The organism is Leifsonia sp. McL0618, from assembly GCF_049994905.1.
Taxonomy (GTDB): Bacteria; Actinomycetota; Actinomycetes; order Actinomycetales; family Microbacteriaceae; genus Diaminobutyricibacter.
In genome coordinates, this window is record NZ_CP188258.1 from 2,415,367 (window position 1) to 2,429,123 (window position 13,757).

15 protein-coding genes are annotated in these 13,757 nt (G+C 65.3%); 4 read left to right on the forward strand and 11 right to left on the reverse strand.

Annotated elements, in window-relative coordinates:
• Window positions 1–8 precede the first annotated feature (8 nt).
• From ACPPVQ_RS11535 to ACPPVQ_RS11545, 3 genes are all read right to left on the reverse strand, one after another.
• Window positions 9–3,548, reverse strand: coding sequence for an error-prone DNA polymerase (locus tag ACPPVQ_RS11535; protein WP_426515238.1), 3,540 nt, complete (start codon window positions 3,546–3,548; stop codon window positions 9–11).
• 45 nt (window positions 3,549–3,593) lie between these two features.
• Entirely contained in the window at window positions 3,594–5,084 is a 1,491-nt protein-coding gene (locus ACPPVQ_RS11540; RefSeq protein WP_426521236.1) for a DNA polymerase Y family protein, read from the reverse strand.
• Between the two features lie 61 nt (window positions 5,085–5,145).
• On the reverse strand, window positions 5,146–5,910 hold the full coding sequence (locus tag ACPPVQ_RS11545; RefSeq protein WP_426515239.1) for a hypothetical protein: 765 nt from the start codon (window positions 5,908–5,910) through the stop codon (window positions 5,146–5,148).
• 152 nt (window positions 5,911–6,062) lie between these two features.
• On the opposite strand from ACPPVQ_RS11545, the gene ACPPVQ_RS11550 reads away from it, so the two are divergent.
• A complete protein-coding gene (locus tag ACPPVQ_RS11550; RefSeq protein WP_426515240.1) occupies window positions 6,063–6,590 on the forward strand; it encodes a hypothetical protein in 528 nt (175 codons plus the stop codon).
• Window positions 6,591–6,922: 332 nt separating this feature from the next.
• Here the strand turns inward: ACPPVQ_RS11550 and ACPPVQ_RS11555 are convergent, their stop codons facing one another.
• Window positions 6,923–7,204 (reverse strand): hypothetical protein, encoded by a 282-nt coding sequence (locus tag ACPPVQ_RS11555; RefSeq protein WP_426521405.1) that lies wholly within the window; start codon window positions 7,202–7,204, stop codon window positions 6,923–6,925.
• On the opposite strand from ACPPVQ_RS11555, the gene ACPPVQ_RS11560 reads away from it, so the two are divergent.
• Window positions 7,203–7,631: an HK97 family phage prohead protease gene (locus ACPPVQ_RS11560; RefSeq protein WP_426521238.1), complete on the forward strand. Its 429-nt coding sequence runs from the start codon at window positions 7,203–7,205 to the stop codon at window positions 7,629–7,631. The genes ACPPVQ_RS11555 and ACPPVQ_RS11560 overlap by 2 nt on opposite strands.
• Before the next feature lie 136 nt (window positions 7,632–7,767).
• Window positions 7,768–8,235, forward strand: a complete 468-nt coding sequence (locus ACPPVQ_RS11565) for a hypothetical protein (RefSeq protein WP_426515241.1) — start codon at window positions 7,768–7,770, stop codon at window positions 8,233–8,235.
• 17 nt (window positions 8,236–8,252) lie between these two features.
• On the opposite strand, the gene ACPPVQ_RS11570 is transcribed toward ACPPVQ_RS11565, so the two are convergent.
• The 5 genes from ACPPVQ_RS11570 to ACPPVQ_RS11590 all read right to left on the reverse strand — a co-directional run bounded on the left by ACPPVQ_RS11570 (window position 8,253) and on the right by ACPPVQ_RS11590 (window position 10,840).
• Entirely contained in the window at window positions 8,253–8,438 is a 186-nt protein-coding gene (locus tag ACPPVQ_RS11570; protein ID WP_426515242.1) for a hypothetical protein, read from the reverse strand.
• Between the two features lie 486 nt (window positions 8,439–8,924).
• Window positions 8,925–9,110: a hypothetical protein gene (locus ACPPVQ_RS11575; protein WP_426515243.1), complete on the reverse strand. Its 186-nt coding sequence runs from the start codon at window positions 9,108–9,110 to the stop codon at window positions 8,925–8,927.
• A gap of 124 nt (window positions 9,111–9,234) precedes the next feature.
• Window positions 9,235–9,438, reverse strand: coding sequence for a cold-shock protein (locus ACPPVQ_RS11580; RefSeq protein WP_163289618.1), 204 nt, complete (start codon window positions 9,436–9,438; stop codon window positions 9,235–9,237).
• A gap of 214 nt (window positions 9,439–9,652) precedes the next feature.
• Window positions 9,653–10,501 (reverse strand): DUF3097 domain-containing protein, encoded by an 849-nt coding sequence (locus tag ACPPVQ_RS11585; RefSeq protein ID WP_426515244.1) that lies wholly within the window; start codon window positions 10,499–10,501, stop codon window positions 9,653–9,655.
• 48 nt (window positions 10,502–10,549) lie between these two features.
• A complete protein-coding gene (locus ACPPVQ_RS11590) occupies window positions 10,550–10,840 on the reverse strand; it encodes a DUF6504 family protein (RefSeq protein WP_426515245.1) in 291 nt (96 codons plus the stop codon).
• Between the two features lie 106 nt (window positions 10,841–10,946).
• Here ACPPVQ_RS11590 and ACPPVQ_RS11595 point away from each other — a divergent pair, with 106 nt between their 5' ends.
• Window positions 10,947–11,405, forward strand: coding sequence for a DUF1707 SHOCT-like domain-containing protein (locus ACPPVQ_RS11595; RefSeq protein ID WP_426515246.1), 459 nt, complete (start codon window positions 10,947–10,949; stop codon window positions 11,403–11,405).
• Window positions 11,406–11,417: 12 nt separating this feature from the next.
• On the opposite strand, the gene ACPPVQ_RS11600 is transcribed toward ACPPVQ_RS11595, so the two are convergent.
• Window positions 11,418–12,542, reverse strand: a complete 1,125-nt coding sequence (locus ACPPVQ_RS11600; RefSeq protein WP_426515247.1) for a VIT1/CCC1 transporter family protein — start codon at window positions 12,540–12,542, stop codon at window positions 11,418–11,420.
• Between the two features lie 192 nt (window positions 12,543–12,734).
• Window positions 12,735–13,733, reverse strand: coding sequence for a helix-turn-helix transcriptional regulator (locus tag ACPPVQ_RS11605; protein ID WP_426515248.1), 999 nt, complete (start codon window positions 13,731–13,733; stop codon window positions 12,735–12,737).
• Window positions 13,734–13,757: the final 24 nt, after the last annotated feature.

The window sequence follows — 13,757 nt, forward strand, 5'->3', positions numbered from 1 at the left end:
CTTGCCTGTTAGCGAAAGTCGCGGGAGTTCGTCCGTATCCCGGTGGTGAGGCTTTCCAGCCGATCCGCGATCACGTTCACCACACCCTCTTCTGACCGTTCGAGCATCCCTCGGATGATCATGGCGGGCGCTTCGCGCGCTACGCGCCGGTAGCGGTTCCAGACCCCCACCGGGCACACCACATTGACGAGTCCTGTCTCGTCTTCCAGGTTGAGGAAGGTCACCCCGCCTGCCGTCGCCGGACGTTGGCGGTGGGTGACCACGCCGCCCACTTCGATGCGTCGGCCGGTTTCCGCTCCCATCAGCTGTTCGGCCCGGTACACCCCCCGATCGCTCAGCTGGGGTCTCAGGAATCGGATGGGATGGTCGTCGGTCGAGATTCCTGTCGCCCACAGGTCGGATGCCAGCTGTTCCGGCGGAGTGAGCATCGGCAACAGGGGAGGCTGCACCGTGATCGTCGTTCCGTTGAGGTAGTCGGGTTTTTCCTGGGCTGCGTTGCCGGCCTCCCAGATCGCCTGTCGCCGGCTGAGCCCCAGCGTGTCGAATGCGCCGGCGGTCGCGAGTGCTTCCAGCTGGGCCACGTTCAGGCCGACCCGGCGCACCACATCGCCGAGGTCGCGGTAGGCGCCGCCGGTGGTCCGTTCGGTCACGATCCGTTCGGCGAGCCTTTCGCCGATCGACGTGACTCCCGCTAGTCCCAGCCGGACCGCGAATCCTGCGTCACGGCGGTGTGCGCTGTAGTCGAGCTGCACCGTGCGATCGAACGGATCGATCGGGGGCTGGTCGTGATCGAGGCAAGTGTCGGAACCCGTGGTGGATGCGGTGAGTGCGGCCCCGTTCACTGTCGGGATCGGTTCGAGTACCGGGAACACATCCGATTGCAGGATGTCGGGACGCATCACTTCGACACCGTGCCTGCGCGCGTCCGCCGTCAGTGTCCTCGGCGAGTAGAACCCCATCGGCTGCGCCCGGAGCAGTGCGGCGAGGAACGCTCCCGGATAGTGCAGTTTCATCCACGAGCTCACGTACACGAGCAGGGCGAAACTGATCGCGTGGCTTTCGGCGAAACCGAAGTTCGCGAACGCCTCGATCTTGCCGTAGATCGCATCCGCGTCTGCTCCGGCGATGCCGTTGTTGGCCATGCCGTCGTAGAGTTTCTCGCGCAGCGTGCCGATCTTCTCCTGGCCGCGTTTGGATCCCATCGCCCGGCGCAGCAGGTCGGCGTCTTCTGCCGTGCAGTCGCCGACTGCCACCGCCATCTGCATCAGCTGTTCCTGGAACAGTGGGACTCCCAGGGTGCGTTCGAGGACCGGTTCGAGCGCCGGATGCAGGTAGGTCACCTTCTCCGTGCCGAGCTTGCGTCGGATGTACGGGTGCACGGCGCCGCCCTGGATCGGTCCGGGTCGGATCAGTGCGATCTCGATGACCAGGTCGTAGAACTCGCGGGGCTGCAGTCGGGGGAGTGTGCCGATCTGGGCCCGACTTTCGACCTGGAACACCCCGATCGAGTCTGCGCGGCACAGCATGTCGTAGACGCCCTGCTCCTCTTTCGGGATCGTGTCGAGCGTCCACTGTTCTCCGAGCGCGGTCGCGATCGTCTTCATCGAGTAGTCGAGTGCGCTGAGCATCCCGAGCCCGAGCAGGTCGAACTTGACCAGTCCCATCCATGCGCAGTCGTCTTTGTCCCACTGCAGTACCGTGCGGTTTTCCATGCGGGCGTGTTCGATGGGGCACACTTCGCCGACGGGCCGATCGGTGAGCACCATACCGCCGGAGTGGATGCCCAGGTGACGCGGGAACTTCAGCACCTGCTGTGCGAGTTCGACCACATTGTCGGGGATGTCGTGGTCGACGCTGGTCTGTACCGAACCCCACGAGTCGATCTGCTTGGACCAGCCATCCTGCTGCCCTGGGCTGTAGCCGAGCGCTTTCGCCATGTCGCGGACCGCGTTCTTGGGGCGGTACGTGATCACGTTGGCCACCTGCGCCGCGTTGAGGCGTCCGTAGCGGCGGTAGACATACTGGATGACTTCTTCACGGCGATCCGAGTCGAAGTCCACGTCGATGTCAGGTTCTTCTTCGCGCATGCTCGAGAGGAACCGTTCGAACGGCAGATTGTATTTGATCGAATCGACCGCGGTGATGTCGAGCAGGTAACAGACCGCCGAGTTCGCGGCAGACCCCCGGCCCTGGCAGAGGATGCCCTGTGCGCGGGCGTATTTCACGATGTCATACACGATCAGGAAGTAGCCGGGGAAGTCTTTCGCTTCGATCACGTCGAGTTCGCGCTGGATCCGTTCCCGTTTCGCGCTGTGTTTGGACGATTCGAGGTCGGGGTATTTTCGTGCCGCACCCTGCCAGGTCAGCTCGCGCAGCCAGCTCATCGGCGTATGACCGTCTGGTACGTCCTGTTTCGGGAGTTTCGGGCGTGCGCTGCGCAGCCGGAATGACAGGTCGTCTGCGATGTCGACCGTGCGGTCGACCGCTCCCGGGTAGCGGGAGAATCGTGTCGCCATTTCGCGTCCGCTGCGCAGGTGTGCGCCATCGGATGCGGGCAGCCAGCCGTCCATCTCGTCGAGGCTTCTGTGCGCACGCACCGATGCCAGTGCCGACGCGAGAGGGTATTGGGCCGGTGTCGCATAGTGGACGTTGTTGGTCGCCACCACCGCCAGTCCGTGTCTGGCCGCTATCTTCGCCAGTGCATCGTTGTCCGTGCTGTCGAGCGGATTGCCCTGGTCGAATAGTTCCACGAGTACGTTGTCGTGTCCGAACCGTTCCACGAGCTGCATCACTTCGCGCTCTGCTGCTGCCGCATCCGGTGCCGGGCTGCGGACACCGCCCCCGAGCACGGCGTCACCGCGACTCCCGGTCCCGCGGCTTCGGGCCTTCCGGCTTTCGGCTCCCGCCCACGGCATGCCACCCGCGAGCGCCTGCCGTACTGTCCCTTTGCGGCAGCCGGTCAGTACCATCCAGTCTCCGGCCGCCCGGTCGGCCAGATCGTCGAGGTCGTAAACCGGGCGACCTTTCTCAGCCCCGGCCAGCTGTCCTGCCGTCAGCGCTCCGGCGAGGCGGTGGTATCCCGCTTCTCGTCTGGCGAGCACGACCAGATGGCTTCCTTCCGGGTCTGCTTCACCGTTTTGCGGTTTGCTCAGGTCGAGTGACAGTTCTGCCCCGAATACCGTCTTCACCCGGTTGTATCCTTCGGCCGCTTCGGCCAGGTGCACGATGCCGTATAACCCGTCGTGGTCGGTCAGTGCCAACCCGTGGAGTCGCAGTCGCGTGGCTTCTTCGAGCAGTTCTTCTGGCGAACTCGCGCCGTCGAGAAAACTGAAGTTGGAGTGCGCGTGGAGTTCCGCGTACGGCACATGATCCTCATCCGGTGGGTTGTCCGGCAGTTCCGGTGGTCGGTAGGGCTCACGTTTGCGCGACCAGGCCGGGCTGTCGCCGCCGTCTCCGTCACCGTCGTGCGGTGGTCCGCCGGTGCGGCGTGTATCGGACAGGCGCCGTTCGAATTCCGCCCACGGGATCGGTGGGTTGTTCCAGCCCATCAGCCACCCCCGTGCCGGTGCGTAGTGGTGTCAGTCGTGCCTTTCTCAGTCATAGCGGGCCTCCGCCGACCATTCCTCGCCGTCGAGCATGAGCAGCCAGGCGGTACCGTCTGCGTCGACTATCTGGAACCGCTGGATGCTGCGGTGCTGGCGCGCATCCCACCACCGTTCGAGGATGGGCCACGGCCCCGCCCACGCGCTGACTTCGCGTGCGTCACGGATGGATCCTGTGGCCGAGAACAGTGCCACCTGCGCCGTGACCGTGCCGCGATCGTCGACACGTATCGGCTCCCCGCCAGAGGAGAAAACCCCTACCGTGCGGCGAGCCTCGAACACCGTCGCCGGTGCCGGGGCCGGCAGGCTTCCCGGCCACGGCTGTTTCGCACCGGCCGCTCCGGTCGCCCGGTCACCCCATGGAACCAGCTGCTGGCGTTCAGCCAGGACGCGGCCTCCACCGATCGTGGCGGTGAGCACAGCATCATGGCCGAGCATGCTCTGCACCCGGGACAGACCATGGTGGATCCGTTCATCGGCACCGCCTCCCCATAACCCCTCTTCGTGGTGGCCGATGTCGTCGACACTTTCTGGAGTCACCCGTACCCGGACGATGGGCGACCCCAGTCCGCTGTCGATCGCTCCGCTTCCTTGCAGTTGCCAGCGCACCCGGTCGACCACGTCGGTCACGCTGAACAGGCGTGGGTGCAGCCATGTGCGTTCGCTGACCTGGCCGGATTCTGCGGTCACTTCAATGCGGATGGACGTGCACACCAGCCCCGCCTTCGTGAGGCCCGCGATGAACGTATCGGCTGTCGCACGGAACGCGAAGGTGACCTGGTCGATGCGGTCGAGGGGTGGTTCGAATTCGATCGTGCGGTCGAGTTGTTTCGGGGGAGTGCGCGGCACCACCCCCGCGCTGTCCAGTCCGCTCGCCAGTAGGTGGCTGCGTGCTCCCGGCTCTCCGAACCGTTCGCGCACATCGGTGGTGTCGAGGGCGGCGAGGTCACCCAGTGTGTGGATGCCGAGTCGCCGGAACAATGCTGTGAGCTCCGTCTGGGGGAGTAGCGAGACCGGAAGCGGTGCCAGGAAGTTCGGCGACTGTCCCGCTGGGATGATGCGGATGGCCTCGCCCCCCGTGCTCCTGGCCGCCTGTTCGGCAGCGAACGGCCCGTCGGCGATGCCCACTCGGGCACCGGTGATGGTGAGTCCTTCGAGGCAGCGAAGGATCTCTGTCGCTGCGAGTTCTTCGGTGCCGTAGTAGCGGCTGGGGCCTCTCGCACGCAGCACGCACGTTCCCGGACGCACCAGTTGCACACCCGGCATGATCTCTTCGATCGACGCCAGGACGGGTTCGAAGGCTCGTGCGTCGAGAACGGGGTCGTAGGGGAACACCTGCAGCTGGGTACATCGTGCCTGGGCCTCCCGGACCCGCAGACCGCGTTTGACCCCTTCTGCTCGTGCTGCTGTCGAGCAGGCGAAGACGAGGTTGCGTTCCACCAGGGCGACAGGGGTGTCGTCTGTGATCTCCTGGGCGTGCATTGTGGCTGTGACCGGCCAGTCCGGGCACCACAGCACGATCGCCCTCGTTACGGTCGGCACGTCAGCCCACCGCTTCGAGCGTCACCGATGACAGCGACTGAGGACCGGGTTGCCCCTGTGGGTATGACTGCATCTGTCGCGGCTCTGTTCGCGTCTCGCCTTCCGTGGACCGGAAGTGCTCACCAGGGTCTGGCAACCAGAGTCGTGCACTGCGTGAAGCACCCATACCGCCCCGGGCTGTCGCTATGACGGTGACCTGACGTGATGAGAGGTACCCGTTGCCGGTGCCGAGCCCCTGCCACCCGCTGTTCGTGATGCTGAGCTTTGCCTCAGCCTGGGGCCAGTCGCCGACCACGATCAGGGTCGCATCACGTTGCCGGAGTCGTGCGCTGAGCCGAGCGATGTCGCCGTCTTTGGCCCGCTCTGGTGGCGCGACGACTACCACGGTCAGCACGTCGACCACAGCGGCTGTAACCGTGAGCCACTGATCGCCGGGGTGGGGGACGAGCACCAGCCGTTCCAGATCGATGCCGAACCGGCCGGCGGCTTCTGCGCCGAAGTCGGGCATTCCGACGACACCACACCACGCACCGGCTGTCGATGGCCCCGCCAGCAATGCCATCAGTAGCGTCGTGGAACCCTGCACCGAGTAGGCAGCTCCCGCACGCAATGCACCACCCGGGAGAAGACTCGCGATAGCGGGGTGGGTCTGCAGGTTTCTGGTCTCGAGTTTCGTCGCCTGCATCTGCCGGATTCGGGCCTGCAGATCACTCACCTGGGCCAGATCAGGCCCCGGTTCGGTGAGAGTAGCTGCGGATGAAGACACTCTTCAATTTTCGAACATATGTTCGAAGAACGCAAATGGTTTAACTCGGTTGTGGAGAGTATGTGGCGTCATGACACGCACCGGTGCCCGTGCGCGCCAGATACAGGTGCGGGGATGCGAAGAGAAACGCCTTCGCCGACTAGCATTCGAGCGTGCCCGAACGGTTTCGACCAGCGATGATCGTGCCACCACTGCCGCGTCAGCCGTTCCAGGTGACTCGACCCCGACCGATAGTCCTGGTGGTGAGCTGCTGGATTCTTGTCGCGAACACCGGCGTGGGGGTGATTCGGCTGGTCATCAATGTAGTGACTTTCAACTGGAGCAGCTACCTCGCCAAGAACGTTCACCCGTTCATTCATAACGGCCATCACGAACAAGTAACGCCCGCCATCGCCATCGGCACAGTGGTCACAGGGTTTGCAATCGCGCTGCTATTCAGCGCGATCATGCTCCTGCTCGCCTTCCGACTACGGGAAGGCGGCGGCAAGGCACGTATCGTGCTGACAGTTCTGGTTGGTTTGGAATTGTTTGGGTTAACCGGACCGCAGCATGTGCTCGTATACCTGGGCGTGGTCCCGGATGTGGCTGCGATCATTTTGTCGTGGCTGCCCCGGTCGAATGACTTCTTCCGACGGGTGAAAGCCGACCGACGTCTTCACACATCGAGACAGTTGCCCTGAACCGCATCTCATGAATCGTCCGATGGTGCGGTCGCTTCCATCCAGGGTGGCCCAGTAATCGGCACGTCAGCCCACCGCTTCGAGCGTCACCGATGGCAGCGACTGAGGACCAGAGCGGCCCGGTGAAAGGGGTGGGGGTGATCCGGTCAACGAGCTCAGAGCCCTCAAGCTCTATGAAGCGTCCCTGGTCCCAGTCGGGGCCAACCAGGACACCAGCGTCGTTGCCGTCAAGTCAGCACCCCGCAGCGCAGCCACCCGGGTCCTCGAACTGTGGTTGGCCACCCTGACCGCCGACACCTAGCCACGCCCACTAGGAGACGGTGGTAGAGCACTCATCCGTGCCCTCCCGATAACAGCGTCTCCAGCAGGCCCTGCGCGATGGCGGCCGAGGCGATAACGATGCCTGCGATAGCGAACGGACGCCCTCGGCGGGTCCTGTCGGTGCACCCCCAGATGGAGACGATGAGGCCCAACACGCCTACCAGCACTGCGGGAAATAAACCCGCTGTGAAGGCGATGAGGAATGCAGCGCAGGCGATCGCAAACCCCGCTGTTGCCGAAACACTGAACTGGGATTGTTGTGGCCCCGCAGGCGTTGGCGCGTCACTTGTCATGGCGCCATCGTATGACCGCGTACACCAACTAGCCGATCAGGATACGACCGCTTCCAACGTTCGACGCCTGCCTTCCCCGAGTCCACTCGACCAGATCTGGCATCGTCCACCCCATACCAAGCCACCCCATAGGGGTAGGGGACTCAGACTCGCTGGCCACCGACGCGAGGACGACTTGTACGACCTCGTGAAAGGACGCCGACCCAACCAGATCTCCTTCGCCTACGATGTCGTGGACGCTGGCCCGGTCAAGTCGGCAGGGGATGAACCCGTCAACGAACTCCGCGCCCTCAAGCTCTACGAGGTGAGCCTGGTCCCGGTAGGAGCCAACCAGGACACCAGCGTCGTCGCCGTCAAGTCCGTGCCCCGCAGCGCCGCCACCCAGACCCTGGCCCTGCGACTGGCCATCCTCACCGCCAACACCTAGCCGCGATCCGCCAGTGGTCTCCTCCGATACGGTGCCAGTGGCTGACCAAAGTCGCTCGAGGGAGCGAATACGATGACCTGAGCACGCAACCACGGAGGCTCGATCTGAAGGCCGTCCGAGACAGGAGCCGAAACGGATGACGGATCGGACTGTGGGGTGGTTGCCTGGGGTCATTGCGGTCCTCGGTTTCGCTCTTATGGCGGCGGCTTTGGCCGAAGGCATTCTTACGGGCGTCTGGTTCGACGAACACGCTCTAGCAATACCTGATCAGGTGACGATCTTTCCGATGCTGATCGTCGGCCTTGTAGGGCTCCTTCTGCTCATCATCGGCTGCGTGGTCGGCGCTATGGATTTCCGAACGGGACCGCATCGTCGTCGGGTCCTACCGTGGCTGACCGCTGGCTCGGGAGGGATTGTCATCGTTGCCTCCATCGCTGAAGCCGTCACGCTCTTCGGCTGGCTCGCGGCCAACCATCTGCGGATTCCGGGAGCAGACGTGCTCGTCTTGCTCGTGGGCATACTCGGTCTTGCGCTTGTCGTCTGTGGGTGGTCCGAGGGCTTTGGTTCAGTTCGAAGCGACAGACGACAGCGCAAGCTCGCGTAGCTGAGTGTGGCGTCGAATCAGCTCTGAGCGGAGCCCAGGAACAGCTCTCGCAGCGTAGGGGAGTCGAGATCGCCAGGGTGCCGACTGCCGAACACTCCGGCGGGAGCGAACCAGGACACCAGCGTCATCGCCGTCAAGAGCGCACCCCGCAGCGCAGCCACCCGGTCCTTGGAGCTCCGCCTGGCCATCCTGAGCGCAGACACCTAGCCACCCTGCGCCCTGCGTCGTACCATCAACCTGCTAGGTGGATCTAACGCTGAGGCCCGCAGTACTTCCCAGAGCTGCCGGCCTCCACCACGCCGAGCTGTTATGTTCGACATGCGCGGATGGCCCGTCGAATACGGCTTGCAGAGGGGACCCCCGGCAGTGAGCGCCACCGAACCCGACAGTGCGCACCAGCCGATTGCGGCGTTGCGTGGCGTGAGCGCGTTGCAATGGGCGAACCTTGGGAGCTATGTCCTTCTGGCGGGCTCGTCTAGTGCCCTAGTGGGCTTCGCGATGAGGCCCATCGCGCAGAGTGATTTGCTGTTTTTACGCGTGCACCGCTCGTCGTGGGCCCGGGGGTGATGGTTCGAGCAAGCAGGATGCCGTTGTCCAGGTCGGTGCGTCCGGTGTCGCGGTGCCACCAGCGGATGTGGTGGGCGTGCGTGTAGGAAGGCGGATGGGGCCGGCCGCCCCAGGCGCAGCCGTCATCGCGTTCGGCGAAACGCGAGCTTCTGGGCGGGGCTGAACAGCCGTTGTTTCCGGCCGAGGTCGAGGACTTCACCGCGACCGCCTGACACGGCGGGGATGAGGTGGGCGTCTGCGGCGAGCCGGTGGGCGGTACCCGCCGACACGGGGGTGTCGATGCAGTCGATCTGGGCGGTACCCGTCACAGCGGCCCCGGACCTCTCATGCACACAAAAAAGAGCCGGGCCCGAAGACCCGGCTCTTTCGCCTTGAATCACCGGCCCAGGGACAGATCCCCGGGCAGCGAGTTCAGAGACTCACTCAGTGAGCTCAGATGGGGCGGATGTTCTCCGCCTGCAGACCCTTGGGGCCCTGCGTCACCTCGAACTCGACCTTCTGGTTCTCGTCGAGCGAGCGGTAGCCCGAGCTCGCGATTGCGGAGTAGTGCGCGAACACATCGGCACTTCCGTCATCGGGAGCAATGAAACCAAAGCCCTTTTCTGCGTTGAACCACTTGACCGTACCTGTTGCCATGACAAACTCCTCCAGGAGCGTTAATTGACCTCGAACGTCGAAGCCTCGGTCGCGTGTTGTAAGCCTGCTCCTGAAAGGATCGCAACGTTCCGGGGGTTCCGGTACGCAACCGTTCCATACATGCAAAACACAACGACTTACCCTAAGCCTACTCACAGGTGGCTGCTAATCCACCCTACGCGCGACTTTTGACGTGCCGGCCGTTGCCAAATCGTTAGTCTTGCCCGTTGGCCGTGACGAAATCTATGAGCTGTTCGACGCGTCCGAGGAGCTCCGGTTCGAGGTCGGCAAACGACCTAACCGAGCCGAGGATGCGCTTCCAGGCACGCGAGATATCCGCCTGATCCGCGTGCGGCCATCCGAGCGCATCGCAGATCCCGTGCTTCCATTCGACCGAGCGGGGGATGACCGGCCACACCTCCAGTCCCAGCCGGGCGGGTTTCACGGATTGCCAGACATCCACGTAGGGATGGCCCACCACGAGCACGCTTGTGCCGTAGGGACCGCGCGCGACCTGCTCCACGATCCGGCTCTCCTTCGATCCTGGAACGAGGTGGTCGACGAGCACCCCGATGCGCCGGCCGGATCCCGGAGCGAAGTCCTTGACGATGTCGGCGAGATGATCCACGCCTTCGAGGTATTCGACGACGACACCTTCGACTCTCAGGTCGTCGCCCCAGACCTTTTCGACGAGTTCGGCGTCGTGTCGGCCCTCGACGAAGATGCGGCTCGCACGCGCGACACGCGCCGGGCTGTCTGCGACGGTGAAAGATCCGGATGCTGTCCTGGCCCGGGTTGCGGAGCCCGCCGAACGAGGAACGATGAGCGTCACCGCTTCACCGTCGATCAGGAACCCTCCGCCGAGCGGGAACACCCGCTTCTTGCCGAAGCGGTCCTCGAGTTCGACGGTCGAGCGCTCGATGCGGGTGACAGCACCGCAGAAGCCGCTCGCAGCATCCTCGACGACGAGGTCGCGCACGGCCTCTGTCTCGGGAACGGGTTTTTGGCCTGCGGTCTTCCACCCCGATGCAAGCACATCGGAGCCATAGCGGTCGTAAGTCACCCCGAGAGCGTAGATCGCGGCAGCCGCCGGCGACCGGAAGGCACGCTGTCAGTCGAAGATCCGCACCAGGCTCCAGCTGCGCCGGACGTCGTCATGCCGCACGTCGAAGACATGCGCCTCACCCCGGTCGTCTGTCGCCTGGAACCGCCAGCCGCCGATGCGCCGTGGAACGCTGCCGACACCGAAATCGTGGGGCTCGAATGGCCGCCACCACTCACAGGTGTCTGCCCAGACCGTCGGCGTGTCGGTGACCCGGTAGCGAGTCGACCGCCACACGATCCGCACAGGCACGCCGTCATCCGTCGTCCACACCGAGACGGCCTCGTCGATCTCCGCCATGCCCATCGCCTCATTCGATCACGAAATCGAACATATGTTCGATGAATCGAGTCTACGTCGATGGGCATGAGATGGAAAGTCTCCCGACCGGGTCCACAATGAGACCATGACCGACTTCACCGATCCGTCGGAGTCCAGGCTCCGCCTGAGTAACGCCGAGCGCGACCAGGCCGTCGCTTCTCTCGAGGCGCACGCGAGGGATGGGCGACTCACCGACTCAGAGCTGGCCACACGCAGTATTGCTGCTCGCGCCGCGGTCACCAGGGGGGACCTTGCCCCGCTTTTCGCCGACCTTCCCGGCGCGCTCCCCGGGTCGAACGCGACGGCGACGTTCGCGCCGTCGAACGATGCGTCCCGCGATCGCGACGGGTATCGCGACGTACCCCGGCGCCGCTACATCTGGACAGCGATCGTCCCGTTCATTGCGCTCATCCTGTTCTTCCTGACCAGCCTGATCTGGGGGTTCGCTTTCAGCTGGCTGTGGTTCCTCCTGGTCCCCATCGTCGCCATCCTCGAGTACGGCGCCGACGGCGGCCAGAGTCGCGACCGCAACCGCAACCGCTGACCTGAAGCCGGGTCAGCCGAGCGTGGTGCCGAAAAGCAGCCCGAGCAGGTAGGTGGCGGCCGCCGCACCGTATCCGATCCCGAGCTGGCGTAGCGCCCGCCGCAGGGGAGGGCCACCGGAGAGCAGGCCGACGATCGCTCCGGTCGCCAGCAGAACGATACCGACGAGTACGGCCGCGACGACGACGGCGGTCGTTCCCTGAAGGCCGAAGAGGTACGGCAGCACGGGAATCAGGGCGCCGGATGCGAAGAAACAGAAGCTCGAGATCGCGGCACTCCAGGCCGTCCCGACGGCTTCATGCTCGTCGACGGCCCCGTCGCCCGAATCGGCGGACACAGCCGCATCGGGGTCGATGCTGAAGTCGCGGAGCACCTCCGTCGCGTGCGCTGCCGCTTCGTCGGCACTCATTCCCCGGGCGCGGTAGACGAGGGTGAGCTCGTTCGCATCGACGTCGAGGTCGGGGAGTGCTGTGCGGGTCTGCGGGTTCGGGGTGGATGCCTCGAGAAGCTCGCGCTGCGATCGCACCGACACGTATTCGCCCGCGCCCATCGACAGCGCTCCGGCGAGGAGTCCGGAAAGGCCGGTGAGAAGCACGACATGGGCGGGAAGGCCGCTCGCACTGATACCGAGGATGAGTGCGAGGTTGCTGACGAGTCCGTCGTTCGCCCCGAAGACGGCGGCCCGGAAGGTGCCGGAGAGCCGGTTGCGACCGCGTGCCGCGAGTGCGCGCACGACCTCTTCGTGAATCTGCTCGTCGGCCGCCATGGAGGGAGTCGCATCCGAATCGGCGGCGTACGGCGAGCGGGATTCTGCGCGCTGTGCGAGCGCGAGCACGAAGACTGAGCCGAATCTCCGCGCGAGGAGTCCGAGGGTCCTGGTGCGCACGTCGCCCTTGAGTGGCTTGCCTGCCTGGTCGCCGAGCAGTTCGAGCCAGTGCGCCTCGTGACGGCCTTCCGCATCGGCGAGCGCGAGAAGGATGTCCCGTTCCTCACCGGTTCGACGACGGGCGAGATCGCGGTAGACGGCCGCTTCGGCTCGCTCATCGGCGAGGTACTGGCGCCAGCGTTTGATGTCGGCGGCGGTCGGCTGGCGCGGGGGAGCAGCGGCCGGGTTGGCCGGAGTGGCGGGTGCGTTCATGTCTGTTCCTTCGGTCTCGGCCGAAGCACGGTGGGTCCGACGCTTCGGCCATGGCAATGAGACGCTTTCGCGTCATCGTCTGTTGTGTGGCCGAAGGTCTCGTTCGCCCGCTGTGCGGGTGGTGTACCGGGCTGTCTCAGCCAGTATGTCGACACACCGCCGTCGGAGCCGCCTCTGGCGGACCGGTGGGAACTACTCCCCTTCTCGCGTCATTCTACCGGATGCGGCGCTGGGGCCCTCGGCCGCCCGCACGAACCGCTCGCCCCACGACCGGGCCCGCTCGGCGAACTCCGGCGGAGAAACGACGGCGAAATCGGCGTCGACCACGCCGAGCGCGAAGAGCGCCCAGTCGTACCCGTCCGACCTGATCAGGGAGCGGGTCGTGCTCGCGTCCACCGCCTCCGACCTGGCCCACTGGCCGATCGAGGCGTCGACGATCGCGACGGGCGCATTGATCAGCACTTCGATGTCGACCGGCTCAGGAGCGAGACTCCCGAGCGAATCACGCACGAACGACGCTGCATCCTCAGCCGGAAGAGTACGCGGTCGAAAGTGCGACCCGGTGGCTCGCGGATCGCTGAGTCGATCGAGGCGGAAGCTCCGCCAGTCGAACCGGGTGAGGTCGTAGGCGACGAGGTACCAGCGCCGCCCTACCGACACGAGCCGGTGCGGCTCCACCTCGCGGCGACTGGGCTGCCCGTCGCGGGCCACGTAGTCGAAGGCAAGACGTTCCTCGTCCCGGCAGGCCTGCGCGACTGCCGTGAGCACATCCTGGTCCACGGTCGGGCCGGGGCGCATGGAGCCGACCACGGTGGCGGAGCGGAGCGCATCCACTCGACTGCGCAGCCGGGGCGGCATCACCTGCACGACTTTCGTCAGTGCGCGCACCGAGGCGTCTTCGATCCCGGAGATACCGCACTGCGCCGCCGTGCGCAAGCCGACGGCGAGCGCCACGGCTTCGTCGTCGTCGACGACGAGTGGAGGAAGGGATGCCCCAGCGGCCAGCTGATACCCGCCGTCGACGCCGCGGGTCGCATCCACCGGGTACCCGAGGTCGCGCAGCCGGTCGACGTCGCGCCGCAGCGTGCGCACGGACACCTCGAGCCGGCCGGCGAGTTCCGCACCCGGCCAGTATCGGTGGGTCTGCAGCAAAGAGAGGAGCTGGAGCGTTCGCGATCCAGTGGTGGCCATGACTCCAGTCTGCTCCCGATTGCG